The organism is Dehalococcoidia bacterium, from assembly GCA_041653995.1.
Lineage (GTDB): Bacteria > Chloroflexota > Dehalococcoidia > GIF9 > UBA5629 > CAIMUM01.
Map to the genome: position 1 here is coordinate 230,375 of JBAZEK010000001.1, position 25,221 is coordinate 255,595.

Below are 25,221 nucleotides of genomic sequence, written 5' to 3' on the forward strand. Positions count from 1 at the left end.
TGACCAGTCAATCCAAATTCGCAGCGGCTCAATTGTACAGTAGCCATGTTTTTTTTGTCCAGTTTACATCTGCTCTGATAAATCATTGCTACAATCGCAACGAGGCGACAGGTTTGAAGCATTGATTATTTGTGATAGCTCATTATAGCATTACGCCCGGGAAGCTGGGTGATATAATTGCAGTTAAGTTGCCAAACGGGTATAGGCAGAGTATATCTCGGAATACAGGACAGATTCTATAGTGGAAATCGTGACAGACGGGGTTATCCTGGATATTATCGTTCTGGAGGCTGATTGAGAGCAGATGTACGACTTCCTGAATAGGATCGTTATTATTACAGGCGCTTCCGGCGGTATAGGTACGGCACTGACAAAGGAGATGGACAGGAGAGGCGCAAATCTCGTTCTGGCTGATATTAATTTAAACGGCCTGAAATCGCTGGCCTCCGACCTGAAATCAGATCCTCTGATCGTTCAATGCGATATCACAGACAGGGCGGACGTAAAAAAGCTCGTGGAAGCAGCCGTAAGTAGGTTTTCAAAGATTGACATATTGATCAACAACGCAGGCATTATCAGGCCGGCTCTTTTCGAAAACTGCGACTATGAAGATATCGACGCCCAGATGAAGGTGAACTTCATGGGGGCGGTCAACTGCAGCAAGGGCGTCCTGGCTGTCATGATACCTGCAGAGCAGGGGCATATCGTGACTATTTCCTCGCTGGCCGGTCTGGTTCCTGAAACCTACAGCTCGATTTATACAGCATCGAAATTCGCCTTGAGGGGATTCTTCCTGACTCTTGCCATAGAACTGAGCAAGCATAACATCAAAGTATCAACCATTTTCCCCGATTCCGTCGATACCCCCATGCTGAAGTACGAGGCCTCCCACGGGGGATCTCCGCTTACATTCCTGGGCGAAGCACAAAAACCCCAGAAAATCGTTCAGGCTGTCATAAAAGCGATCGAAAAAGGCAGCCCTGAGATATGTGCTCCCGCTGCGACCGGTATTTTTTCCAAGATAATCATGTGCTGGCCGTGGATCGTTACCAAACTCTGGCCGGTACTGGAACGGATAGGGAAAAAAAATATAAAATCCCGTATAGAGAGGTGTTGAAATGGCTGAAGCGATAAGAGTAATTGTCATTCAGTGATAGTGGGAGGATAAGATGATACGGCTGCGTTGATAAAGGGACGCTCCAGAGCCAAAGCAGCAATTAAGATTGAGGCCTGGCTGTAACAGGGGTATGTTACACGCCAGGCCTTAGAATTGTACTGATAGGACTAAAGAAACTAAATCAGGTAATATTATTTGGAGAAGATAGTTTTATTACTCTTCGACTTTAATAACGGAACCGACAGATTCCTTGATTTTACTGGCTGCCTTTGCAGCCTTCTCTTTAACTTCCAGCGCTTTTTCTTTGACCATGCGCCTGGTTTCTGTCCCGGGTTGAGGCGCATACAGTAACGCAATAGCAGCACCGATTACTGCTCCCATAAGTAATCCGGATAAAAAACCTGAACTTGCATCTCTATTCATCTTGATCCTCCTTTTTCTTAAATATACTGCCAAATATGCTGATGCCCTGCATTATCCCCTGGATCATCGTACCAAACCGGCTTACCGGCCTTACAACTTCCGCATTAACGTAATCTACAATTTCGCTGACCTTGTTTACCATTAAATCCGTTGAGTCAAGCACCGCAATAGTTTTACGATAAAACAGGAAAAGAATGATCGATATGAACACCATTGCTATAGTAGCTACCAGTCCCCAGATGATGAGGATGATATCGCGCCAAGAAGATAATTCCACCAAGTACACCTCCTTAATCAGTGTAACCGACGATTTCAAAAGATGGATTGGGAAGGCAAAACGGCAAAGATTTATCCATAATCAATTTTCCCCATGAATTATCTCCTCCTAATACTCTTTTATCGGTTTGTTCCCCAAACCTATTTGTTAAAGTAAATCGACCCCCACCGTGGAGAACATTATGCATAAAGCCGCATGCAACGAGGAACAGCTTTAAGTATGGCTCTGGTAGATATGATGGTATGATTTGAATTAGTACCGAGCATTCAGACTTTTGGATGATATAAAGGTACTAATGGCTGGTTTTATCAGTTATTGATGTGTAGACAAACCGCTTATCAATACTTTCAGCATGTCTTCTCCCGCCTCCTCAAGGTCAACCTTGCTTCCTGGAAGACACCAGTCGTAAACTATGCCTCTGAGGCTTCGCACTATTATATTTGTGATCTGCTTACTGCTTAAATCGGTTCTCAGTTCTCCAGCTTTTTGAGCTTCCGCTACAAGAGATTCACCAACTATATATAATGACCGCTTCTCCGAGTTGATGTAAGATGCTCTTTTCTTGAATCCCATCTCACTATGAAAAACGGCTTGCATAGTTGGTTTACCGGTTTGGATAATCTTATTAAGCACTAATCGGTTATATGCTACTAATTGATCAATACATCCCTTGAAGTTTGCGATCTCTTTTAAGGCATCCGTCCGGTAGTATTCATCATATGCAATAAAACCCTCCATTATGATCTGGTCCTTGGACTTGAAATAATTATAAAAGGCACCTTTTGAGAGCCCCATTTTATTGCAGATATCATCAACGGTTACCTTGGAATATCCCTTTTTGGCAAATAAAGATACTGCGGTATCGAATATTCCTCTCCTTGTAGATAACGCACGTGCTTTCCGCATTGTCATCTTGGATTTCGGCATATTTAAATTCTCCTTTAGCTTGTCCTTTCAAATATTAACATAAATATTACACTTAATCCTATTTAGAAAAAAGCATTTTGCCCAGCTGCTTGACACTTATCTATACATATAATAACATATTAACATACTGAAGTAACCGACTGCAGTATGTTAGCGTAGGAGAGGATTGTCATGGATTTAAGCTTCCGTAATAAAGTTGTTGTTGTGACTGGTGGGGGCAGCGGTGTTGGCCGTGAAATCACACGCCTTTTCTGTGAAGCCGGGGCAACAATCATTGTTGCCGATTTAGTCCTGGAAAAGGCTGATGAGACGGCCAGGATTTTATCTGGTTTGCCCGGTAAAACTATTGCCATGAAAGCCGATATAACCAATTACGTAGAAGTAAAAGAGATGATGGCAGAAGCAGTAAAAATTACCGGGAAAGTTGACATCCTTGTGAACAATGCGGGATTCGGTGTCCTGAAAAACTTTGGTGATACTACGCCGGATGACTGGATGGTTGATCTCGGTGTCAACCTTTTCGGGACACTGCATTGTACACGAGAACTAATCAACCACATGATCGTGCGTAAATATGGCAAGATTATCAATATCGTTTCAGACGCTGGTAGGGTCGGAGAAGCCTTTCAGGCTACGTACTCGGCCGCAAAAGCCGCGGTTATGGGATTTTCCAAGGCGCTTGCAAGGGAAGTTGGACAGCATGGCATCAACATAAATTGCGTATCACTCGGGGCAACCAAGACCCCATTAATAATGCCATTTATCACGCCGGAAATAGAACAACGTTTGATAAAAGCATACCCGCTGCGCAGATTAGGCCTGCCCCAGGAACCAGCTGCGCTTGTTGTTTTTCTGGCATCAGATAGTGCGGCATGGATCACCGGCCAGGTATATTCGGTAAATGGCGGATTCTCAATGATATAGATTTCAGTTAATCAGTATCGGGATACAAAAGGAGGTTAATTTGTGAAAGAGGTATACGTTATAGGTTCTTTCTCCACGCAGTTCAAGAGATGGACCGATAAATCGGTAAAAGACCTTACCAGGATGGCTTTCCTTGGCGTGCTCGAGGATGCGGCGATAGATGGCAAAGGCATTCAATCTACATGGTTTTCGAATTGCGGCTGGGGATTTGGAATGCCACCCAGAGAAAATGATCCTGGCTCCGTAGCTCAGATGAGTCTGAGGGGTCACATTGCACTGGCTCCACTCGTCCAGGAAGGTTTGTTCCCAAAGTCAATTCCGATCTATAACGTGGAAAGTGCGTGTTCAAGTGGATCTGTGGCTTTTAATGGGGCCTGGAAAGATATTTTGTCCGATCAGTGTGACCTTTCCCTTGCCATAGGCGCTGAAAAGGTCTTTTTCCCCAACCATCTCGATAAAGTTATAGAGAATATAGGCAGCGGGACAGATATAGCCGAACTTCCCCGTTTGGCAGAACAATACAGGAAGATTTGCGAGATTAGCAATAAAGAATGGGGGATGAAGACCGACCATACCTTGCTTATGGATGTTTACGCCACGCTGGCGGCATGGCATATGTGGAAATGGGGCACCACGCGTGAGCAAATTGCAGCAGTGGCCTCTAAAAACCACTTCCATGGTTCATTGAACCCCTTAGCCCAATATCAGTTTGAGGTACCGGTTGACAAGGTACTGAATGACTATGTTGTTAGCTGGCCGCTCACGCGTGCCATGTGCGCACCGATCGGGGATGGTGCAGCAGCAGCCCTGCTATGCTCAGCCAATTACTTAAACAGGTTACCCGTAAGCATACAAAAAAGGGCTGTCAAAGTCCTTGCAAGCGCGGTAGCAACGGGATACAGGCAAACAATAGACGGTCCTTCGATCTCATATTGGGCAGCAGAACGGGCATATAAAATGGCCGGCTTAAAACCCGAGGATATTTCGCTGGCAGAAACTCACGATGCCACTGCAATAGCGGAGATTGCAATTACAGAAATGCTCGGGTTCTGTCCTATGGGACAGGGTGGGAAATTAGCCGAGTCAGGCGCGACCAGGTTTGACGGTGTAAAGCCGGTAAATACGTCAGGCGGGCTCGAATCCAAGGGGCACCCGATAGGTGCGACAGGCCTTTCACAGATAAATGAAATTGTCCTGCAACTTCGCGGTGAGGCAGATAAAAGACAGGTTAAGGATCCGCAAATAGGACTGATCGAAAATGGGGGCGGTGTTGTCGGATTTGATGAATTCTGTTGTGCAGTTACGATTTTAACAAGAAATAAAGGAGGCAAATAGCATGTCAGGAGATATCCAAACAGCGCAGGCTCTTTTTATCAACGCTTTCAAGAAACACAGGGACCGTTTATTTTGCAGGGTGGATGGCCTTGATTACATATACGCCGATATTGACAAGGACTCTAACAGGGTGGCCAATGGTATTCGAAACCTCGGATATACCACGAATGATCGGCTGGCTATTATCCTCCCCAACGGTGTTGATTATGTTGTGGCGGATTTCGGAATATTAAAATCCGGCACCACTCTGGTGCCGCTTAATCTCAATGTTAGTGAGAGTGATATCGCCTATATCTTAAAAGAGGCGGATGTCAAAATGGCAATCATCGATGCGTCATTCGTAGACAAAATGAAGGCTATGATAGATAACCTGCCTGCGCTCAAACATATTGTTGTCGTAGGCGGAAATTCTGGTGGAAAATTCATCAGCTGGGATGATTTTAAGAACAATCAGCCCGATCGCGAAATAATTCCTGATTCTGCACCTGACGACGATGCAGTTATCGCCTTTACAGGTGGGACTACCGGCAAACCCAAGGGAGTAGTTCTGAGTCAGAAAGGGGTTTTCTTTGATATGGTGGCTCACAGTGTTGATTTGCCTTATCAGACAAATGACAAAATGCTGCTTATGACGCCGCTGTCACATGGCGCAGGCACATTAATGCTGGCCGGAACTGTCAAAGGTACAAATTTTCTCATTGAAAAAACTGTGGATCTTGTCCGCGCGCTCGAATTGATCGAGAAGGAAAAAATAACCACTATCTTCCTGGTCCCCACTATCATATACGTATTGCTGGAGTTCTTAAAGCAGAAACAATATGATATCAGTTCACTGAGATTAATTGTCTATGGCGCCGCGCCCATATCGGAAACCCGATTGGCTGAAGCGCTGCAAACGTTCGGCCCCGTACTGGTCCAGGGATACGGACAGACTGAATGTCCAAATATGATCACCACTCTAACGGTTGAAGATCACGTTAAAGCACTGAACCATCCCTCCCTGCTCCAGAGTTGTGGCAGGCCTGACATCATGGTCTCACTGAGAATAGTTGACGATTCCGGCAATGAACTACCTATTGGCCAAATCGGGGAAATCATCATTAATACTCCGTATACGATGAAATGCTATTTAAATCAACCGGAACTCACAGCCAAGACTATAGTAGATGGATGGTTACATACCGGCGATATGGGTAGAGTGGATGAGGAAGGCTACGTTTATATCGTTGACCGTAAAAAGGACATGATCATCAGTGGTGGAATGAATGTATTTCCGACGGAGGTCGAAGAGGTAATCAGGAAACATCCGCAGGTCAATGAAGTTTCAGTTATTGGAGTACCTGATGAACGCTGGGGCGAGGCAGTAACCGCTTGCGTTGTCCGCAAGGGTGATGTTACTGAAGAGGAGATAAAGAACTACTGTAAAGATAGACTATCAAAATATGCGCAGCCGAAAAAAGTCATCTTTCAAGATCAATTGCCGCACACCTTAATCGGTAAAATCGATAAGAAAGCCTTGCGTGAGCCCTACTGGCAGGGTAAAACCAGAAGGGTGAATTAGACGTATCTGTCTTCGATTATAGAAGCAATATTGCAGATTCTTGTTTGATAACCAACGTTAGGAGGTGATCAGTGGCTGAAGATACCGTCGATTCAAAAAAATACAAAGCCGGCAAGGGGGCATCGCTCTATATACTGATAATCTGCACACTACTCTATATGATCAACTACATGGACAGGCAGGTATTAGCTGCGGTGGTAGAACCGATGAAGGCCGCCCTGAAGCTGAATGATGGTGACATAGGGGTTATTGGTTCAGCATTTATACTCAGTATGGCACTTTGCTCTTTCCCGGTAGCCTATATAATTGACCGCTGGAGCAGGCGCAAGGCAATGGCAATCATGGCAATTTTCTGGAGTGGTTTCACTTTTCTGACCGGCAAAGCCTGGAACTTCTGGTCCTTGTTTGTCCCGCGCAGCATGGTCGGTGTTGGCGAGGCTGGTTTCATGCCCGGCGGTATAGCAATGATTGGGGCTGCCTATCCTGCAAAATCACGCGGTGCTGCCCTGGGCATTTTTAACATAGCAGTGCCACTTGGAGTATTGCTTGGATCAGTGCTGGGAGGAGCGATAGCCAAAAGTCAGGGCTGGCAAGCGCCTTTTCTTTATTTCGCTATTCCCGGCGTCATCCTCGGCATACTGGCACTTTTTATGAAAGACTACAAGAGCGTCGCCACAACGCTAAGCACGGGAGTGAAGGTGACCTTTTGGCCTTCAATAAAAACCCTTTTTAAAATACCTTCACTGGTCTGGACAATGTTCGGATACGGCATGGTTGCCTTTATGACCATGGCATTCCTGTTCTGGACGCCGGCCTTTGTGGGCAGGGCCTGGGGTGTGGATGTTGCGGCCGCCAATACGGTGATGGTACCCATAGTACTGGCTGCCATCGTCGGCTCACCCGTGGGCGGCATCCTCGCGGATATCTGGTTTAAAAAGAACCCGAGGGGAAGGCTTTATTTACCGGCCATAACAGTCGGACTGAGCGCACTCTGCTTGGCCGCTGCACTTTACTTACAGCTTAAGGGCATAGGTATGATACTGGTAGTCTGTTACGGCGTGCTAAATGTCATGGGCATGCCCAGTCTGAATGCTATGACACAGGATGTCGCCCCGATAGCCCAGAAGGGCCTGGTCGTGGGACTCGCTGTCTTCTGCATGTATGTCTTTGGCGGAGGCTGGAGCCCTTATGTTGTAGGAGCTATCTCCGATGCACTCGGGCAAAATGCACAGGCTCTGGGTACTGCCTTGACCATAGCTTCTGCCGGGGGTATCCTCGGCGCCTTCTGCTACTTCATGGCCTCCAAAAGCTACGTCGCCGATATCGAAAAGGTCAGGCATGAACAGCTCATTGCAGAGTAAAAATTAATTCGCAGTTGGATGGTTTGGTAACTGTCTTGAATGGCTATTGTTTTAGCTTAAGATATTGAAATGGTGGGCCATTCTGGATTCGAACCAGAGACCCCAGTCTTATCAGGACTGTGCTCTAACCAACTGAGCTAATGGCCCAAAATGCAGACTTAAAGTATATATTCTGTGCTGAAAATGTGTCAAATAGCGGGCGCCGCCGTTTAAAGCTAAATTTAGCGGGCGGCGCCCGCTCAGTTCTATTTAATCCTGGTGATCCAGCTGAATTTGTCCGGCTTTTCGCCGTACTGGATGCCTGTGATGGTATCGTACAGCTTCGTTGAAAGAGCGCCGATTTTGCCGCCGCTTATGACTATCGTCTTCTCTTTATGTGTGATCGAGCCTATGGGAGAAATGACGGCCGCCGTGCCCGTGCCGAAGGCTTCCCTGAGTTTGCCGGACTCCCAGGCCGCGATGACCTCGTCCATAGACAGTTTGCGCTCCACGACCTTCATGCCCCAATCCCGGGCAAGGTGGATCACTGAATCGCGCGTAACCCCGGCCAGTATAGTGCCGCCCAGGTGCGGTGTGATAAGCTCGTCCCCTATATAGAAGAACACGTTCATGGTACCGACTTCCTCGATGTAATGCTTCTGCATACCGTCCAGCCAGAGTACCTGTGTGTAGCCCTTCTTCTGCGCTTCGTGTGCCGCATACAGGCTGGCCGCGTAGTTGCCCGGTGTCTTGGCAAAGCCCGTACCTCCCTCGGAGGCGCGCGTGTGCTCGATCGCTGTTATCAATTTGACCGGGTTCATACCTTCTTTATAATAGGCGCCCACAGGTGAGAGTATTATGAAGAATTTATACGTCTTGGAGACGTGGACCCCCAGGTTGTTATCGGAGGCGAAGACAAACGGCCGGATATACATAGAGTAGCCCTTCTGCTTGGGCACCCATTGACGTTCAGTTTCCACCAGCTTCAGGATTCCATCCATGAAGACCTTTTTATCGATCTCGGGAATGCATAAGCGATGGCAGGAGCGGTTGAAGCGTTCGATATGCTTGTCAGCCCTGAACACGTTGATGGTACCATCCTTGGCTTTAAAAGCCTTCAATCCCTCGAAAACAGCCTGGGCGTAATGCAGGACGGTCAATGAAGGCAGCATATGTATATGTGTGAACGGCGTGATCCTGGCCGGGCCCCATTTGCCGTTCTTGTACTCCATCCTTAGCATATGGTCGCTGAAGACATCGCCGAAGCCAAGACCCGAAAAATCCACCTTGTGGATCTTTGTTTTCTTCGTTTTCCTGATCTGCATCTCCATTGAAGTCACCTAACCTTTGTTATTTATTTGGTAACTGGGGAAGAGGGGACTCGAACCCCTACGCCTTGCGGCACATGATCCTAAGTCATGCTCGTCTGCCAGTTCCGACACTCCCCCGTATTGAAAAGTGCCTGCTATTCTATCAGATATACTCTGGCGAAGCTACGCGTGTCCTATCTCGGATAATCATTGTACGCCACACTGTCTGCAAGTTACAATCTCCGGTCGGCATTTAAAAGCATAGCTGGTAAACAAAAACAGGGAAGCCGGAGCCGGCTTCCCTGTTTTTTTCGATATCGTATTATGCAGTCGAGTTAAAACTGTTCGATTAGTCTCCAGGTTTGCCGATGGTCCAGAGCATCTTGATGGCGCCGATGACGGCTGCCGGGGCAACCAGCACCGTGACATAGGCCAGCACGCCTGCGATGAAGGTATCGACACCCAGGAACTTAAGCGGCGCGAATGCGTTGCCGACCACGATCAAAGCGATCGATGCCAGAAGGAGAGCCTGAACCTCCTTGGGTGTGATGTTGAGGAAGCCGATTATGATGCCGAGTATAACCAGTATGATAGCGATGATGGCATTTCCGGGGAGTACCAGCCCTGCAACCAGAGCAATGACAAGCCCCACGATTAAAGCCCAGAAACCGATAAGACCGACTACCCTTGCTTTGTCAACTGCCATATTATCCTCCTTTATAATTCCTTAAAATTCATTATATACCCTGACGGATAATATTGGAATAGGGAATAATACTTAGATAGCTGTCCCGGAATGAAGCAACCTGTAAAAGAAACCTGGTGAGCCGCCACGGACTCGAACCGTGAACCGGTTGATTAAGAGTCAACTGCTCTACCAATTGAGCTAGCGGCCCGAAAGACTAAATATGGTAGCATCACCCCAAGCTTTTAGTCAAACAGGGTATACGTGTGCGGGCGCACCTGAAGGTACGCCCCGACACAAAACGTAGGGGCTGGTTTTTAAACCCGCCCGTGTTGGGGCCCGCAGTTGCGTTTATAATGTAAGGTGTCATGGGAAGACACTACGAGGTGATAGACCATACCGCCGATATAGGCATTGCGGCATACGGGAGCGACCTCAACTCCCTTTTCTCCAATGCAGCCGCGGGCATGCTGTCCCTGATGATCGAAACCGATACACTGCGATATGACATTGCAAGAGAGATCAGCCTGGCGGCGGAGGATAGCGAAACCCTGCTGGTTGAATGGCTCAACGAGTTGCTTTACATAATATATACAGAGCATCTGGTGCTAAACAAATTTGATATAGTTTTGGATAAGGGACGGCTAACGGCAAAGTGCGCCGGGCAGAGGTTGGAACCGGGAAGCCATCGGTTCATCAGGGAGATCAAGGCTGCCACCTATCACAATCTGGAGATTGTTAATCAAGGCGGCGAGTATTCGGCCAGAATAATTTTCGATATTTAGAGGGATATTAATAATGGTATGGCAGGGTGATTTACGCAGAATCGACGACTATCGCTGGGAGATACCGCAGGATTATAAGAGCGGCATGAAGGTTGCCGGGCTGGTCTATGCCGATAGCGCAATGCTGAATACTATCAGGGATGAGCAGTCGTTGGAACAGGTGGCCAACGTGGCTTTCCTGCCGGGCATCGTCGGCCGCTCCCTGGCCATGCCGGATATACACTGGGGCTACGGATTCCCCATCGGCGGCGTGGCTGCAACACGCATCAGCGATGGTGTCGTATCTCCCGGCGGTGTCGGCTATGACATCAACTGCGGGGTACGCCTGTTACGTACCAACCTGAACGAGGATGAGGTCAGACCGAAAATAAAGGAACTGATCAACCATCTGTTCAACAACGTTCCATCCGGGCTGGGATCGGAAGGCAAGATCAGGATAAGCCGGAAGGAGATGGACGATGTGCTGACCTCCGGCGCTGGGTGGGCGGTCAAAAAGGGCTATGGGAGCAAACCGGACCTCGATGTTACCGAGGAACAGGGTTGCATGAAGATGGCTGATCCGGATAAGGTCAGCGACCGGGCCAAAAAACGCGGATTGCCGCAGCTTGGTTCCCTGGGCTCGGGGAACCATTTTCTGGAAGTGCAGGTTGTCCGCGAGATATACGATCAGACCACAGCCGCCGCCATGGGAATCACCCGGGAAGGCCAGGTATTAATGCTGATACATACGGGATCGCGCGGCCTGGGCCATCAGGTCTGCGATGATTACCTGCGGATTATGGGTGGGGCTGTCAGGAAGTATGATATAGCGCTGCCGGATCGTCAGCTTGCCTGCGCGCCTGTGCAATCCGACGAAGGGCGTGACTACCTGGCGGCCATGTCCTGCGCTGCCAACTATGCCTGGGCCAACAGGCTCTGCATCGCGCATTGGGTGAGGGAATCATTCACCAGGGTATTTGGCAAGGGGATAGACGAGATAGGCCTCGAGCAGGTTTACGATGTGGCCCATAATATCGCCAAGATCGAGGAGCACGTCGTCGACGGAGTAATGGTGAGGCTGTGCGTACACCGCAAGGGTGCGACACGCGCCTTCCCCGCCGGGCAGAAGGGTGTGCCCGACCGGTATATGTCGGTGGGACAGCCTGTCCTGATACCGGGCGATATGGGGAGATGTTCTTTTATCGCCGTGGGCACAGAGCGGGCCATGCAGGAGACGTTCGGCTCCACCTGTCACGGCGCCGGCAGATTGCAGAGCAGGGGCGCGGCCAGGAAGGGGATGCGCGGCTCGGATGTGGCGGACACGCTCGCTGCAAAAGGCATTTATGTAAGGACGGACGACCTGGCATCGCTGGCGGAGGAGGCATCCCATGCTTATAAAGACGTCACCGGCGTAGTTGGAATTGCGCAGGGAGCAGGCATATCTCGCAAGATCGCAATGGCCGAACCCCTGGGCGTTATCAAGGGATAGACCACTAATATCACTATTAAATTAGGCTTAAAGGCGTTTGTCATAATCAGTGCAACCGTGTAGAATTAGTCAGAAATTTTATATAAGGAGTGATAACCATGGGTCTAGCCAGAGAAGTAGTAATTATTGATTATTTACGCTCCCCGTTTTCCCGCTCCCGTCCCAAGGAACCCGAGAAGGATCTTTTGAACGGTTACAGGATGGACGAGGTCCTCGCCATGCTCTGGAACGAGATGATCAAGAGGAACAAGCTTGATCCCAAGGAGATAGACGAGGCCATCACCGGCACGGCCAATCCGCTTCTCGAGAACTTCACCTTCGGCGGAAAGTTCCCGGCGTTTTATGCCAATCTGCCTTTCGAGATCTCCACGCAGCAGGTTGACCAGCAATGCGGCTCAGCGCTGTGCGGAGTAAGGACCGGCGTCATGAGCATTGCCTGCGGCTATTCCGATGTAGTCCTCTGCGGAGGCATCGAGCATATGACCCATATCCCCATGGGCGGCGGCGGCGCCATCAAATATCCGGACGGGCTCATCAACGATCCCAAGTATAAGAAGATCGACCTCATGTTCTCCGTCAACATGGGCTTCACCGCCCAGAAGCTGCAGGAGATGGCGGGCATCACCAGGGAAGATATGGACAAGTTCGCTCTCAGGTCACATCAGCTCGCAGCCCAGTCGAAGGAATGGCTGAAGGGCGAGATTATGCCTGTTGAGATCACACTACCTGATGGCAGCAAGCAGATGTTTGATTACGATGCTGCTGTCAGAGGCGATACCACCCTCGAGCAACTCTCAGGCCTCAAGCCTGCCTATAAGCCCGACGGCTCAATTACAGCGGGCAATGCCTCTCCGTTGAATGCGGGCGCCACCGCTATGTTGATAATGTCGAGAGATAAGGCCAAGAAGCTCGGCCTCAAGCCTATAGCCAGCTTCGTATCGTTCGGAGTTGCCGGCGTTGATCCCACCATCATGGGTGAGGGTCCCGTCCCTTCCACCAAGAAAGCCCTCGAGGCCGCCGGCCTGAAAGCCAAGGACATCGATTACTGGGAGGTCAACGAGGCTTTCGCCGTCGTCACTCTGCGCGCCGTTCAGGAGTTCGGTCTTAAATGGGACCAGGTCAACGTACACGGCGGCGCTATGGCCATCGGCCACCCGCTGGGCGCCAGCGGCATCCGCCTGGTCGGCACCCTCGCCCGGATCCTCAAGGAGAAGAAGGGCAAGTACGGCGTCGCCACTATGTGCGAAGGCGGCGGGCAGGGTATCGCGGCCATTATCAAAGCTGAATAAGGATCAGGTATTTGTAATTAATAGCGGGGCGGCCTTTCGGCCGCCCCGCTTTATTATCCGCCGTGTCATTGCGAGCCCGAAGGGCGCGGCAATCTTGTGTACCCGCAGTCACTCACAAGATTGCTTCGTCACTGCGTTCCTCGCAATGACATTAATCTTTGGAACGCAATTGGACGTGCGCGCGAGCCTATCGCCTGGACTTTTTATCCAGCTTAATCAGGAAGTATTCCATGCTGTCGTTGAGCGCCAGCCAGCTGGCCTCGATGATGTTGGTGGACCCGCCCACGGTGCGCCACTGTACCCTGCCGTTGGATGATTCGATGAAAACACGTACCAGCGAGCCCGTCCCGCTGCTGCCTTCCAGTATGCGCACCTTGTAGTCGATCAGGTCGACTTTAGCCAATCCCGGATAAAACTCCAGCAATGCTTTTCGCAGGGCCTGGTCGAGCGCATTGACCGGGCCGTTGCCCTCGGCCGCTGTGTGCATCACCTTTCCTTCGACGCGCACCTTGATGGTGGCCTCCGCCAGCAACTCGCTCCCGATATCGTAAGCTGAAGGTAAACGCCTGTGCCTCTCCACCACAACCATGTAGTCGACCAGGCTGAAGGGCGGCTTATAGCCCTGCTGCGAGCGAAGCAGGAGCAGCTCGAAGGAAGCATCGGCATCCTCATACTGAAAGCCCAGGTTCTCCAGGTGTTTGACCTGGTCCAGTATCATACGCGCCTCTTTGCCATGGGGCGGCATGGGTATGCCGAGCTCCTTTGCTTTATAAATGATATTGCTTTTGCCGGACAGTTCGGATACCACTATCGTGGGATTGTTGCCCACCAGGGCGGGATCGATGTGCTGATAGCTCTCTCCCCACTTGGCCATGGCGGACACATGCAGGCCGGCCTTGTGCAGGAAAGCGTTGTTTCCCACATACGGCAGGTTGGAAACCGGCGGCAGATTGGCCACTTCGGATACGAAACGCGAAACATCGGTCAGCCGTGACAGCTGTGCTTTGGTCAGGCATCCGACGCCGAGCTTGATTTGCAGGGCCGGTATGATGGAGCAGAGGTTGGCGTTGCCGCAGCGTTCACCGTACCCGTTGATCGTGCCTTCGACATGAACGGCGCCCGCCTTCACTGCGGCCACCGAGACGGCCGTGGACATATCGCTGTCGTTGTGGGCGTGTATGCCCAGCGGGCAGTCCAGTTTCCTGGCTGCCTGCTTTACGGCCTCCGCAGCTTCCCAGGGCAGCGTCCCGCCGTTGGTATCGCAGAGCACCAGGCAGTCTGCCCCTCCCCTGGCTGCCGCCTCCAGAGTACGCAGGGCATAAGCGGGATTCGATTTATATCCGTCGAAAAAATGCTCGGCATCGAAAAAGACCATTAAACCTTTTGATTTGAGGTAGACTACTGATTCATAAATAATCTCGAGGTTGGTCTCGAGGCTGGTCTCGAGTACGCGCCTGACCTGCATATCCCAGGACTTGCCTACTATGTTGGCTGCCCGCGCATGGCTTTGGACCAGCGCCTGCAGCCCGGTGTCCCCGGATGCATTAGTTTCCACACGCCTCGTGCTGCCGAAGGCGACTAATATGGCGTTCTTGAGCTTCAGATTAATTGCCCTGGCGAAGAACTCCGTGTCTTTGGGATTGGAGCCCGGCCAGCCTCCCTCGATGTACCGTATACCGAGCTCGTCCAGCTTCTGCGCGATCTTGAGCTTGTCGGTGACCGTGAAGGAAATGCCTTCCTGCTGTGCTCCGTCCCTCAGAGTCGTATCATAAATTTCAACATTTCTCATAGTATCAGATGCCCTGCTTGATATCGTGTGCAATAGCCTTTCCCATCCCCTCGGTGCCCGTCTCTTTCATACCGTTCGTCATAATATCCTTCGTACGGTAACCCGCATCGAGCACTTTCAGCACCGCCTGCTCCACGGCGGAAGCCTCTTTGCTCAGTCCCAGTGAATAGTGCAGCATCATGGCTGCGCTCAATATGGCGGCGATGGGATTGGCCAGGTTCTGTCCCGCTATATCCGGCGCGCTGCCGTGGATGGGTTCATACAGTCCGAAGGCGCGGGACGATTTACCTGCGGGTATCCCGGCCAGGCTGGCTGAGGGCAGCATGCCCATGGAGCCGGCCAGCATGGACGCCTCGTCCGTTAGTATATCGCCGAACATGTTCTCGGTGACAATCACATCGAAATAAGCGGGATCACGTATCAGTCGCATGGCGCAGGCGTCCACCAGCATATTATCTACAGCGACACCCGGATACTCGCCTGCTAGCTCTCCCGCTATTTGACGCCACAGCCTGGAGGACTCCAGGACGTTGGCCTTATCAACAGATGTCAGTTTGCGGCGGCGCGAAAGCGCCAGCTCGAATCCCACGCGCAGTATGCGTTCGATCTCTTTTTCCGTATAGACCATCGAGTCGACCGCCCGTCTTCCCCGGGAGGTGCTCCAGCGTTTCTTGGGCCTGCCGAAGTACAGGCCTCCGGTCAATTCACGCACCACCATCAGATCCACCCTGCGGACGACCTCAGGCTTGAGGCTGGTGGCATTCTCCAGCACTTTGAGCATCTTAACCGGGCGAAGGTTGGCGAAGAGCCCCAGTTCCTTGCGTATGGCCAGCAGCCCGTCCTCGGGCCTGGTTGCTGCGCGGGGGTCGTCCCATTTGGGCCCGCCCACCGCGCCCAGAAGCACCGCATCGCACCTGCGGCAGGTATCAACGGTCGCCTGCGGCAGGGCGCTGCCGAATTTATCGATAGATATGCCGCCGATAAAGCCAGGTTTATAGGTGAAGCTGTGGCCGAAGCGGCTGCCCACTTCATCCAGGACGCGCCGCGCTTCGTCCGTCACATCCGGCCCGACGCCGTCTCCGGGTAAGACTGCAATGTTGAAATTCAAATCACTGTGTCCCTGCGCTCTTCTTTCGCGTGTATTCGATCAGCCCGCCCGAGTTGATGATCTCCATCATAAAGCCGGGATATGGTTTTGCCCTGAATGTCTTTCCGGTTGACAGGTTTGTTATCGTCCCTGTCGGCAAGTCGACCTCAACCATGTCTCCCCGATTGATGTTGTCCACGGCCTCAGCGCATTCCAGCAGAGGCAATCCGGTGTTGATGGCATTGCGGAAGAAGATACGCGCAAAGCTTTTGCTGATGACGCAGGAGATACCGGAAGCCTTGATGGCGGAGGGGGCGTGCTCGCGAGAGGAGCCGCAGCCGAAGTTAGACTCAGCCACGATAATATCACCGGGTTTGACTCTTTGCAGAAAGTCCGGATCGATATCCTCCATGCAGTGCGCGGCCAGCTCGGCGGGATCGTGCATATTAAGATAACGGGCGGCTATGATGGCGTCGGTATCTATGTTGTCGCCGTACTTGTGGACCTGTCCTTTATGTGACATTATTCCGTCTCCCCGGGCCCGGCGATCCTGCCCAGTATTGCGCTGGCCGCGGCAACAGCCGGATTGGCCAGGTAGACCTCGGATTTGGGGTGGCCCATTCTGCCGACGAAATTGCGGTTGGTGGTGGAGACACATCTTTCTCCCGCAGCCAGTATACCCATATGCCCGCCCAGGCAGGGACCGCAGGTGGGTGTGCTGACCGCTGCCCCGGCCTTAATAAATATCTCGATCAATCCTTCTTTAAGCGCGTCAAGGTAGACCTGCTGTGAGCCGGGAAGTATGATGCAGCGCACGTGCGGATCGACTTTCCGTCCTTTGAGAACGCGCGCTGCCAGGCGCAGGTCGTCCAGCCTTCCGTTGGTACAGCTGCCGATTACCGCCTGATCGATGGGGACATGCCCCACACGGCTGATCGGCCGGGTGTTTGAGGGCAGATGGGGAAAGGCCACCTGCGGCTCGATTTTGGATGCGTCATATTCTGTAATCCGCTCGTATTCGGCGTTCGAGTCGGATGCATACACATCGTACTTATTACGGGTACGTCCCTTGAGATACCGCCTCGTCGTGGCGTCCACCTGGAAAAGACCTGCCTTGCCCCCCGCTTCAATTGCCATATTGGACATGGTGAAGCGGCCGTCCATACCGAGATTATTAATAGCCTCGCCATGGAACTCCATGGCGGAGTAAAGCGCGCCGTCCACTCCTATATCTCCGATAGTAAATAGTATCAGGTCCTTGCCGCCGGTCCATTTGCCCGGCCTGCCGTTATACACGAACTTGATGGTGGGCGGCACCTTCATCCAGATCTCGCCGGTGGCCATGGCAATGGCTATATCGGTCGTTCCCATACCTGTGGCAAAGGCGCCCAACGCGCCATAGGTGCATGTGTGGGAATCCGCTCCCACGATCACCTGCCCGGGCAGCGCCAGTCCCTTCTCCGGCAGGATAACATGCTCGATGCCCATCTGCCCTACCTCGAAATATATCAGCCCGTGCTTTCCGGCAAACTCGCGCATCATACCGGCCTGCGCTGCGGACTGTATATCTTTATTGGGGCAGAAATGGTCCGGTACCATTACGATCCTGGCGGGATCGAAAACATGCGGGATGCCCAGCCGTTCGAACTCCCTGATGGCGATGGGCGCTGTGATATCGTTGGAGAGCACCATATCGCACATTACGTTGAGAAAGTCCCCGGGGCTGACCATCTCTTTGCCGGAGTGCGCTGCAAGTATTTTCTCTGCCAGTGTCATGTCATTAGTCCTCATGCTCGGGCGCAGCTAAAGCAACGCCCCTACACATCTCTGAGATCATCCTTTGGCCCTCGGTATCATGAGGACCAGCACGGTAACAACAGCTGTGGCCACAGCGATAATATAGAGACCGACACCTGCTGCGATGCCTATGGCGGCTGTGACCCAGATGCTGGCCGCGGTGGTGATACCCATGACCTTGTCGCCGCGCATGCCGCGGAAAATAACACCTGCGCCGATGAAGCCGATGCCCGTTACCACTCCTGCCGCTATCCTGGCCGGGTCTACGTTTCCGGTGAATCCGAGCACCGAGACTACGGTGAAGAGCGCGGAGCCCAGGCATATCAGAACATGGGTACGCAGGCCGGCCGGCTTACCGGCTCTCTCGCGCTGGAACCCGATGCCTCCGCCCAGCACGGCGGACAGCAATAGCCGCAGGCCGGCCTCCAGCTCAGGGCTCATCCCCGTTTTCCTCGCGAGGCGACCTCTTGCTGACCAGCAGGCGATTGAGCGCATTCATATAGGCCTTGGCACTGGCCACAATTATATCTGTATCCGATCCGCGGCCGGTATAGGTGGCGCCCTCGCTCTCAATACGGATCAGCACCTCACCCAGGGCGTCGATACCTTCCGTTATCGATGATACGCTGAACTCCGTCAGCGTGTTGGGCACGCGCACGATGCGGTTGATGGCCTTGTAAACCGCGTCCACGGGTCCGGTACCCAGGGCGGCGTCCGCCAGCACCTCCCGATTGGGACCTGTCAGGCGGACTGTGGCGGTGGGCATGCTGTGGTTGCCGCAGCTGACCCCTACATGTTCCAGGTGATAGACTTCGGTGGCGGTGCGCAGCTCTTCTCCTATAAGGGCCTGTATATCCCGGTCTGTGATCTCCTTTTTCTTATCGGCCAGATCTTTGAAAGCTTTAAATGCGTGGCTGAGGGCCGCCTCATCCAGCGAGTATCCGAGCTCCAGCAGTCTTTCCTTAAAAGCATGCCTGCCGCTCAGCTTGCCCAGGACCAGCGCGCTGGAAGGCACCCCAACCGCCCGGGGGTCCATAATCTCGTAGGTGCCGGCCTTTTTGATGATGCCGTCCTGGTGGATACCCGACTGGTGGCGGAAGGCATTGGCTCCCACTATGGCTTTGTTTTGAGGCACCACGAACCCTGTAAGCTCGCTCACCATACGGCTGGTCTTGTATATCTGTGTCGTGTCGATATTGGTGGCGATATGGAATAGGTCGCTGCGGGTTTTAAGCGCCATCACCACCTCTTCCATGGCTGCGTTGCCCGCCCTCTCTCCTATGCCGTTAACGGTGCATTCAATTTGCCTTGCCCCTTTACGAACGGCCTCCAGGCTGTTGGCCACGCCCATGCCGAGGTCGTTGTGGCAGTGGACGCTGATCAACGCTTTGGAGATATTGGGGACGTTCTTGACGATGCCCTCGATCAGCTTGCCGAACTCGCCGGGTGTGGAGTATCCCACCGTATCGGCGATATTGACCGTCGTTGCGCCCGATTCGATGACGGCCTCCAGTATCTCATAAAGGAATTTGGTATCGGTGCGGGTGGAATCCATGGGAGTGAACTCAATATCATTGATATATCCGCTGGCATGTGCAACCATGCTCGCTGCCAGCTTGAGCACATCGTCCTGGCTTTTCTTGAGCTGGTGGGCCAGGTGCATGCTGGAAGTTGAAAGGAAGATATGGATTCTCTTTTTACCGGCAGGCCTGACGGCCTCCCAGGCCCGGTCGATGGCCTCCTGATTGGCATGGCTGAGAGCGCAGACGGTCGCGTTGCTGAGTTCGCGCGCGATCAGGCGCACCGCCTCAAAATCGCCCTGGGAGGTGATGGGGAAGCCGGCCTCGATGACGTCAACGCCCAGTTTCTCCAGTTGACGCGCAATCTCCAGCTTCTCATCGGGGTTGAGGCTGGTTCCTGCCGCCTGTTCACCGTCCCTCAGGGTCGTATCGAAAATAAGGACACGTTCACCTTTCATTGATATAACCTTATATGATGCTCCGGCGGATATGCCCGGGAGTGCTATTTCAACCAGGGCATCATGGCGCGCAGCTTTTTGCCTACCACCTCTATCTGATGCTCGGCCTCCATCCGCTTGAGTGCATTATATACCGGACGGTTGGCCTGGTTCTCCAGTATCCACTCACGCGCAAAGCTACCGTTCTGAACCTCCTCCAGTATCTCCTGCATCTCGGCCTTTACCGACTCGTTGATGATCTGCGGGCCGCGTGTGTAATCGCCGTACTCGGCCGTATCGCTGACCGAATAGCGCATGAAACTCATGCCTCCCCGATGGATGAGGTCGACGATCAGTTTCAGCTCATGCAGGCATTCGAAGTAGGCGATCTCGGGCTGGTAGCCCGCCTCTACGAGAGTATCAAACCCTGCCTTGATCAGCGCGGTCACGCCGCCGCACAGTACGGCCTGCTCACCGAAGAGGTCTGTCTCGGTCTCCTCGGCGAAAGTGGTTTCTATGACTCCGGCCTTGGCGCATCCAATGCCTCTGGCATAGGCCAGGGCCTGTTGCCTGGCCTTACCCGATGCATCCTGGTACACGGCTATGATGGCCGGCGGTCCGGATTTCTCCGTATAGAGCTGCCTGACCATGTGGCCCGGGCACTTGGGAGCGATCATGGACACGTCGATATAGTCGGGCGGCACGATCTGGCCGTAATGAATATTGAATCCATGCGCAAACATCAGTGTTTTCCCCTTGGCCATCTGATCGGAGATCGATTCTTTATAGACTTTGGACTGAAGCTGATCCGGGACGAGCATCATGACGACATCGGCTTTCTTTGCAACTTCGGCCGCATCGAAAACATCGAAGCCCGCCCTCTTGGCGGCCCGATGGCCGTCCGTTCCCCTGGCCTCGGCCACTATGACCTTGAGCCCGCTGTCACGAAGGTTCTGCGCGTGGGCATGGCCCTGGCTGCCGTAGCCTATGATACCTATGACCTTGTTTTTCAATAAGGCCAGGTCTGCATCCTTCTCGTAATATATCTTTGCCATATTACCTCCTGCTGAAATAATTGATTGGATATTTAAAGATTTACCAGTCAGGTACGTTCTCTTCCTCCGGTGCTGCCTGTTCGACGACACGTCTGAGCGGTTTATGCTCCTCGATGGTGAGCGGGCCGGCGCCTCCGCGCGGCAGTGCAATGGTGCCGGTGCGCGACATCTCCCTGATACCGAAGCCGCGCAACAGCTCGATGAGAGTGTCCACCTTGTCCGCCGTGCCGGTTACCACGAGTATTAAAGAATCGGGTGAAACATCTACGATATTAGCGCGGAAGATATCTACGATCTGGATGATCTCGCTGCGCGTGGACGGTGTCGCTTTGACCTTGACCATCGCCATCTCGCGGGCTACCGGGTTATCGCCGGTGATATCGGCTATACGGATGACCTCGATCATCCTGTCGAGCTGCTTCCTGACCTGCTCGATATTAGCGTCATCACCCTTCACCACAATGGTCATGCGCGAAAGGCCTGGCTGCTCGATATGCCCGACCGCTATGCTCTCAATATTGAAGTTGCGCCTGCGCAGCGTGCTGGCGATGCGGTTCAGAACGCCGGGCCGGTCCTGCACCAGTGCGACCAGTATATGTGTATTATCCAAATTATTAAGTCTCCGTCGCTGAGATTCTGCTGCTACTTCTTGATGCTTGCCGCCGGATTGGGCATTTCGAGGAACTCGACGATGGTCTTTCCCGGCGGTACAAAGGGATAAACGTTCTCTTCGGGCTCAACTATAAACTCGATGAGGAACGGACCTTTATGCTCCATTGCCCTGTGGATAGCCGGCCTTACGTCTATCTTCTTGCTGACCTTGATGCCCTTGATACCGTATGCCTCGGCTATTTTAACGAAATCGGGATTATAGAGCTGGGTCCCGAAATAGCGCTTGTTGTAGATAAGCTCCTGCCATTGCCTGACCATGCCCAGCCAGCCGTTGTTGAAAACGGCGATATTGATATCCAGGTCCTCCTGCACCATGGTGGCAAGCTCCTGCACCGTCATCTGGAAGCCGCCGTCGCCGGCTATGCACCAGACAGTCTCCTGCGGGCATCCCACCTTGGCCCCGATAGCGCCGGGCAGCTCGAATCCCATAGTGCCCAGGCCGCCTGATGAAACGAAGCTGTTGGGCTTGTCATAGTAGAAATACTGCGCCGCCCACATCTGCGCCTGTCCCACGCCTGTGACGATAATGGTATCGCCCCTGGTGGCCTCGTGTATCTGCCTGATAATATATTGCGGCAGGATGTCTTCGTGGTTGCGTATCTCCATGGCCGGATGCTGCGACCGCCACTCGTCAAGCTGCGAAAGCCAGGCTATGTGATCCCGCCTTTCTATCTGTTTATTGAGCACCAGCAGCACATTTTTCAGGTCTCCGACGATCGGCACGTCCACCGGTATATTTTTGCCGATCTCCGCGGCGTCAACGTCGATATGCACCACGCGCGCGTGGGGCGCAAAGGTGCTGACGCCGCCCGTAGCCCGGTCATCGAACCTCATGCCCACAGCGATCAGCAGGTCGGAGTTGTGGACGGCCTTATTGGCGTAGCCCATGCCGTGCATGCCCAGCCAACCGTAGCTGAGTACGTGTGATTCGGGGAAGCAGCCTATGCCGAGGAAGGTCGAGACCACCGGTATCTGCGCATTTTCGGCCAGCTCCTTAAGCTCGGGGAAGGCTTTCGATATATTGATCCCGTGTCCGGCGATGATCACCGGACGTTCCGCTGAATTGATCAGGTCGGCGGCCTTTTTAACCTGGGAGGGATGTCCGAATAGCTTGGGTTTGAATCCGGGAAGGTCCACTTTCTCGGGATAGATAAACTCCGCACGGCTCTGGAACACGTCCCTGGGTATATCCAGCAATACGGGTCCCGGACGTCCCACCTGAGCGACATGCGCCGCCTCGCGGACGGCCTTTGCCAGGTCGTTGATATTCAGAACGAGCTGGTTGTATTTGGTTATGGGCACGGTGATGCCGGTGATGTCGATCTCCTGGAAGGCGTCTTTACCGATAAAGTGGGTTGGAACCTGACCGGTAATAGCCAGCAGAGGCACGGAATCGAGATAAGCGTTGGCTATTCCGGTAACCAGGTTGGTGGCGCCCGGGCCTGAGGTTGCCAGGCAGACTCCCAGCTTGCCGGTCACGCGCGCATAGGCGTCGGCCGCGTGGGCTGCGCCCTGCTCATGCCTGACCAGTATGTGACGCAACTGGGGGTACCTGGGGATAGTGTCATAGAGAGGAAGCAGAACACCGCCGGGGAAACCGAAGATGACCTCGACCCCCTCCTTGATCAGGCACTCACATAATATCTCTGCGCCGGTCTTTAACATCTGTGCTGGTCGCTCCTAATCCTCAAATACCGCTCCCTCGCTGGCGGGCCCTACGTTCTCTATGTACCGCTTAAGGAATCCGCTCTTTATGCCGGTTTTGAACGGGCGAAGAGTGCTTAAGCGCTTCTTGATCTCAGCCGCGCTGAGCCCGACCTCCAGCTTTCGGGCAGGTATATCTATACTGATTATATCACCGTTTCTTACGGCGGCGATGGGACCGCGGTCGGCAGCCTCGGGTACAACGTGCCCGATGGCGGCGCCCCTGGTGCCGCCTGAGAAGCGTCCGTCGGTTATCAACGCGACTTTGCTGTCCAGTCCCATACCTGTTATCAATGAGGTCGGTGTAAGCATCTCACGCATTCCGGGTCCTCCGCGCGGGCCCTCGTACCTGATGACGACCACGTCGCCCGCTCTGATCTTCCCTCCTATGATGCCCCTGGTAGCGTCCTCCTCGTTTTCGAAAACACGGGCCGGACCTTTGTGTACCATCATCCTGGGATCGACAGCTCCGCTTTTAACCACGGCTCCGCCCGGGGCGAGGTTGCCGAACAGGATGGCCAGCCCGCCGGTTTTCGAATACGGCCTGGAGAAAGGCCTGATCACATCACGGTTTTTTACCCTGGCATCCCTGTAAATGCTTGAGAGGGGTTTGAGCGTCACCGTCTTGCAATCTCCGTCCAGCAGCCGGGATATCTCGTGCATGATGGCCGGTATTCCGCCAGCCAGATCGAGGTCTTCCATATGCACTTCGCTGGCCGGGCTGATCTTGCACAGGTGAGGCACACTATCGCTAAGCTCGTTGATGTGCGACAGGTTGAACTTGATGCCCGCCTCGTGAGCAACTGCCATCAAATGCAACACAGAGTTGGTGCTGCCGCCCAGCGCCATGTCCACGGCGAAGGCGTTGCCGATGGATGCCCTGGTTATAATATCGCGCGGGCGCAGGTTTTTCTTGAGAATTGTCACTATCTGTTGACCGGCGTGCCGGGCGAGGTGGAGCCTGCGCGAATCGACGGCGGGGATGGTGCCGTTGCCCGGCAAAGCCATTCCCAGCGCCTCGCTGAGGCAGTTCATGGTATTAGCAGTGAACATGCCGGAGCAGCTGCCGCAGCCGGGGCAGGCTGCTATCTCTATCTCCTCGAGCTCGGCCTCGCTGATCTCACCCTTGGCCGCGCCGCCCACGGCTGTGAATACGGAGATCAGGTCCACGGTCCGGCAGGATCCGTCCTTATGCAGTTTTCCCGCCAGCATGGGGCCGCCGCTGATGAATATAGACGGTATGTTCAGACGGACGGCCGCCATCAGCATGCCCGGGATAATCTTGTCGCAATTGGGTATGAAGACCAGTGCATCGAACTGATGAGCCTCAGCCATGATCTCCACAGAGTCCGTGATCAACTCACGGCTGGGAAGGCTGAATTTCATTCCCGGGTGGTTCATCGAGATGCCGTCGCAGACACCAATTGTATTGAATTCGAACGGCACTCCACCTGCGCCTATTATGCCGGTCTTGACGGCGCCGGCGATGGAATTCAGGTGAGTATGCCCGGGAACTATCTCATTGAAGCTGTTGACAACACCGATGAACGGCTTATCGAAGTCGTCGCTGTGTACTCCCACCGCCCTCAGCAGCGCCCTGTGTGGCGCCCTCTCGATACCTTTCTTGATACTGTTGCTTTTCATGTGACAGATACCCCACAACTGAATTTCTCGGATCGCCGGATGGATTCCGTACAGGTACGGTGGAGATTGTAGTAA

23 protein-coding genes and 3 tRNA genes are annotated in these 25,221 nt (G+C 53.0%); 8 read left to right on the forward strand and 18 right to left on the reverse strand.

Features of this window, described 5'->3' with window-relative positions; translation table 11 throughout:
• Positions 1 to 304: 304 nt before the first annotated feature.
• Complete coding sequence (locus WC359_01100; GenBank protein ID MFA5399032.1) at positions 305 to 1,117, forward strand: SDR family oxidoreductase; 813 nt, start codon at positions 305 to 307, stop codon at positions 1,115 to 1,117.
• 213 nt (positions 1,118 to 1,330) lie between these two features.
• On the opposite strand, the gene WC359_01105 is transcribed toward WC359_01100, so the two are convergent.
• The 3 genes from WC359_01105 to WC359_01115 form a co-directional block, all read right to left on the reverse strand.
• Positions 1,331 to 1,540: a YtxH domain-containing protein gene (locus WC359_01105; protein MFA5399033.1), complete on the reverse strand. Its 210-nt coding sequence runs from the start codon at positions 1,538 to 1,540 to the stop codon at positions 1,331 to 1,333.
• The gene (locus WC359_01110) at positions 1,533 to 1,817 is read right to left on the reverse strand and encodes a hypothetical protein (GenBank protein ID MFA5399034.1); all 285 of its coding nucleotides are present in this window, start codon (positions 1,815 to 1,817) and stop codon (positions 1,533 to 1,535) included. Before WC359_01110 ends, WC359_01105 begins: the two co-directional genes overlap by 8 nt.
• A 312-nt stretch (positions 1,818 to 2,129) precedes the next feature.
• The gene (locus WC359_01115; GenBank protein ID MFA5399035.1) at positions 2,130 to 2,744 is read right to left on the reverse strand and encodes a TetR/AcrR family transcriptional regulator; all 615 of its coding nucleotides are present in this window, start codon (positions 2,742 to 2,744) and stop codon (positions 2,130 to 2,132) included.
• A 171-nt stretch (positions 2,745 to 2,915) separates the two neighbouring features.
• On the opposite strand from WC359_01115, the gene WC359_01120 reads away from it, so the two are divergent.
• The 4 genes from WC359_01120 to WC359_01135 all read left to right on the forward strand — a co-directional run bounded on the left by WC359_01120 (position 2,916) and on the right by WC359_01135 (position 7,925).
• Positions 2,916 to 3,668, forward strand: coding sequence for an SDR family oxidoreductase (locus tag WC359_01120; protein ID MFA5399036.1), 753 nt, complete (start codon positions 2,916 to 2,918; stop codon positions 3,666 to 3,668).
• A 42-nt stretch (positions 3,669 to 3,710) separates the two neighbouring features.
• Positions 3,711 to 5,003 carry a thiolase family protein gene (locus tag WC359_01125; protein ID MFA5399037.1) on the forward strand — a complete coding sequence of 431 codons (1,293 nt, stop codon included), beginning with the start codon at positions 3,711 to 3,713 and terminating at the stop codon, positions 5,001 to 5,003.
• 1 nt (position 5,004) lies between these two features.
• A complete protein-coding gene (locus WC359_01130) occupies positions 5,005 to 6,564 on the forward strand; it encodes a long-chain-fatty-acid--CoA ligase (GenBank protein MFA5399038.1) in 1,560 nt (519 codons plus the stop codon).
• 71 nt (positions 6,565 to 6,635) lie between these two features.
• Entirely contained in the window at positions 6,636 to 7,925 is a 1,290-nt protein-coding gene (locus WC359_01135; protein MFA5399039.1) for an MFS transporter, read from the forward strand.
• A 70-nt stretch (positions 7,926 to 7,995) separates the two neighbouring features.
• Here the strand turns inward: WC359_01135 and WC359_01140 are convergent.
• The 5 genes from WC359_01140 to WC359_01160 form a co-directional block, all read right to left on the reverse strand.
• Positions 7,996 to 8,072: transfer RNA gene (locus WC359_01140), tRNA-Ile, on the reverse strand.
• A 98-nt stretch (positions 8,073 to 8,170) separates the two neighbouring features.
• Entirely contained in the window at positions 8,171 to 9,235 is a 1,065-nt protein-coding gene (locus WC359_01145; protein MFA5399040.1) for a branched-chain amino acid aminotransferase, read from the reverse strand.
• Positions 9,236 to 9,270: 35 nt separating this feature from the next.
• Positions 9,271 to 9,352, reverse strand: a tRNA-Leu gene (locus tag WC359_01150).
• Between the two features lie 211 nt (positions 9,353 to 9,563).
• The gene (locus WC359_01155; GenBank protein MFA5399041.1) at positions 9,564 to 9,920 is read right to left on the reverse strand and encodes a hypothetical protein; all 357 of its coding nucleotides are present in this window, start codon (positions 9,918 to 9,920) and stop codon (positions 9,564 to 9,566) included.
• 114 nt (positions 9,921 to 10,034) lie between these two features.
• A tRNA-Lys gene (locus tag WC359_01160) sits at positions 10,035 to 10,110 on the reverse strand.
• 157 nt (positions 10,111 to 10,267) lie between these two features.
• On the opposite strand from WC359_01160, the gene WC359_01165 reads away from it, so the two are divergent.
• The 3 genes from WC359_01165 (at position 10,268) to WC359_01175 (ending at position 13,441) form a co-directional block, all read left to right on the forward strand.
• Complete coding sequence (locus tag WC359_01165) at positions 10,268 to 10,684, forward strand: archease (GenBank protein MFA5399042.1); 417 nt, start codon at positions 10,268 to 10,270, stop codon at positions 10,682 to 10,684.
• Positions 10,685 to 10,697: 13 nt separating this feature from the next.
• Positions 10,698 to 12,152 (forward strand): RtcB family protein, encoded by a 1,455-nt coding sequence (locus WC359_01170; GenBank protein MFA5399043.1) that lies wholly within the window; start codon positions 10,698 to 10,700, stop codon positions 12,150 to 12,152.
• Positions 12,153 to 12,250: 98 nt separating this feature from the next.
• Positions 12,251 to 13,441, forward strand: coding sequence for an acetyl-CoA C-acetyltransferase (locus WC359_01175; GenBank protein ID MFA5399044.1), 1,191 nt, complete (start codon positions 12,251 to 12,253; stop codon positions 13,439 to 13,441).
• Positions 13,442 to 13,628: 187 nt separating this feature from the next.
• On the opposite strand, the gene cimA is transcribed toward WC359_01175, so the two are convergent.
• Genes cimA through ilvD form a run of 10 tightly spaced genes read right to left on the reverse strand, consistent with a single transcriptional unit; the run spans position 13,629 to position 25,146 of the window.
• On the reverse strand, positions 13,629 to 15,230 hold the full coding sequence (gene cimA, locus WC359_01180; GenBank protein MFA5399045.1) for a citramalate synthase: 1,602 nt from the start codon (positions 15,228 to 15,230) through the stop codon (positions 13,629 to 13,631).
• A gap of 4 nt (positions 15,231 to 15,234) precedes the next feature.
• On the reverse strand, positions 15,235 to 16,338 hold the full coding sequence (gene leuB, locus WC359_01185; protein MFA5399046.1) for a 3-isopropylmalate dehydrogenase: 1,104 nt from the start codon (positions 16,336 to 16,338) through the stop codon (positions 15,235 to 15,237).
• 1 nt (position 16,339) lies between these two features.
• Positions 16,340 to 16,840, reverse strand: a complete 501-nt coding sequence (gene leuD / locus WC359_01190; GenBank protein MFA5399047.1) for a 3-isopropylmalate dehydratase small subunit — start codon at positions 16,838 to 16,840, stop codon at positions 16,340 to 16,342.
• Positions 16,840 to 18,093, reverse strand: a complete 1,254-nt coding sequence (gene leuC, locus WC359_01195; GenBank protein ID MFA5399048.1) for a 3-isopropylmalate dehydratase large subunit — start codon at positions 18,091 to 18,093, stop codon at positions 16,840 to 16,842. Before leuC ends, leuD begins: the two co-directional genes overlap by 1 nt.
• Before the next feature lie 57 nt (positions 18,094 to 18,150).
• Positions 18,151 to 18,555, reverse strand: a complete 405-nt coding sequence (locus WC359_01200; GenBank protein ID MFA5399049.1) for an MgtC/SapB family protein — start codon at positions 18,553 to 18,555, stop codon at positions 18,151 to 18,153.
• A complete protein-coding gene (locus tag WC359_01205; protein MFA5399050.1) occupies positions 18,545 to 20,092 on the reverse strand; it encodes a 2-isopropylmalate synthase in 1,548 nt (515 codons plus the stop codon). Before WC359_01205 ends, WC359_01200 begins: the two co-directional genes overlap by 11 nt.
• Before the next feature lie 44 nt (positions 20,093 to 20,136).
• Positions 20,137 to 21,126 (reverse strand): ketol-acid reductoisomerase, encoded by a 990-nt coding sequence (gene ilvC / locus WC359_01210; protein MFA5399051.1) that lies wholly within the window; start codon positions 21,124 to 21,126, stop codon positions 20,137 to 20,139.
• A gap of 40 nt (positions 21,127 to 21,166) precedes the next feature.
• A complete protein-coding gene (gene ilvN, locus WC359_01215; protein MFA5399052.1) occupies positions 21,167 to 21,736 on the reverse strand; it encodes an acetolactate synthase small subunit in 570 nt (189 codons plus the stop codon).
• Between the two features lie 32 nt (positions 21,737 to 21,768).
• Positions 21,769 to 23,463, reverse strand: coding sequence for a biosynthetic-type acetolactate synthase large subunit (ilvB, locus tag WC359_01220; protein ID MFA5399053.1), 1,695 nt, complete (start codon positions 23,461 to 23,463; stop codon positions 21,769 to 21,771).
• 15 nt (positions 23,464 to 23,478) lie between these two features.
• Positions 23,479 to 25,146 carry a dihydroxy-acid dehydratase gene (ilvD, locus tag WC359_01225; protein ID MFA5399054.1) on the reverse strand — a complete coding sequence of 556 codons (1,668 nt, stop codon included), beginning with the start codon at positions 25,144 to 25,146 and terminating at the stop codon, positions 23,479 to 23,481.
• Between the last annotated feature and the right edge of the window lie 75 nt (positions 25,147 to 25,221).

Bases quoted from the DNA above. Each gene is read 5' to 3' on its own strand.
- WC359_01100 (MFA5399032.1), top strand. From the start codon at position 305: ATGTACGACTTCCTGAATAGGATCGTTATTATTACAGGCGCTTCCGGC.
- WC359_01105 (MFA5399033.1), bottom strand. From the start codon at position 1,540: ATGAATAGAGATGCAAGTTCAGGTTTTTTATCCGGATTACTTATGGGA.
- WC359_01115 (MFA5399035.1), bottom strand. From the start codon at position 2,744: ATGCCGAAATCCAAGATGACAATGCGGAAAGCACGTGCGTTATCTACA.
- WC359_01120 (MFA5399036.1), top strand. From the start codon at position 2,916: ATGGATTTAAGCTTCCGTAATAAAGTTGTTGTTGTGACTGGTGGGGGC.
- WC359_01130 (MFA5399038.1), top strand. From the start codon at position 5,005: ATGTCAGGAGATATCCAAACAGCGCAGGCTCTTTTTATCAACGCTTTC.
- WC359_01145 (MFA5399040.1), bottom strand. From the start codon at position 9,235: ATGGAGATGCAGATCAGGAAAACGAAGAAAACAAAGATCCACAAGGTG.
- WC359_01155 (MFA5399041.1), bottom strand. From the start codon at position 9,920: ATGGCAGTTGACAAAGCAAGGGTAGTCGGTCTTATCGGTTTCTGGGCT.
- WC359_01165 (MFA5399042.1), top strand. From the start codon at position 10,268: ATGGGAAGACACTACGAGGTGATAGACCATACCGCCGATATAGGCATT.
- WC359_01170 (MFA5399043.1), top strand. From the start codon at position 10,698: ATGGTATGGCAGGGTGATTTACGCAGAATCGACGACTATCGCTGGGAG.
- WC359_01175 (MFA5399044.1), top strand. From the start codon at position 12,251: ATGGGTCTAGCCAGAGAAGTAGTAATTATTGATTATTTACGCTCCCCG.
- cimA (MFA5399045.1), bottom strand. From the start codon at position 15,230: ATGAGAAATGTTGAAATTTATGATACGACTCTGAGGGACGGAGCACAG.
- leuD (MFA5399047.1), bottom strand. From the start codon at position 16,840: ATGTCACATAAAGGACAGGTCCACAAGTACGGCGACAACATAGATACC.
- leuC (MFA5399048.1), bottom strand. From the start codon at position 18,093: ATGACACTGGCAGAGAAAATACTTGCAGCGCACTCCGGCAAAGAGATG.
- WC359_01200 (MFA5399049.1), bottom strand. From the start codon at position 18,555: ATGAGCCCTGAGCTGGAGGCCGGCCTGCGGCTATTGCTGTCCGCCGTG.
- WC359_01205 (MFA5399050.1), bottom strand. From the start codon at position 20,092: ATGAAAGGTGAACGTGTCCTTATTTTCGATACGACCCTGAGGGACGGT.
- ilvC (MFA5399051.1), bottom strand. From the start codon at position 21,126: ATGGCAAAGATATATTACGAGAAGGATGCAGACCTGGCCTTATTGAAA.
- ilvB (MFA5399053.1), bottom strand. From the start codon at position 23,463: ATGTTAAAGACCGGCGCAGAGATATTATGTGAGTGCCTGATCAAGGAG.
- ilvD (MFA5399054.1), bottom strand. From the start codon at position 25,146: ATGAAAAGCAACAGTATCAAGAAAGGTATCGAGAGGGCGCCACACAGG.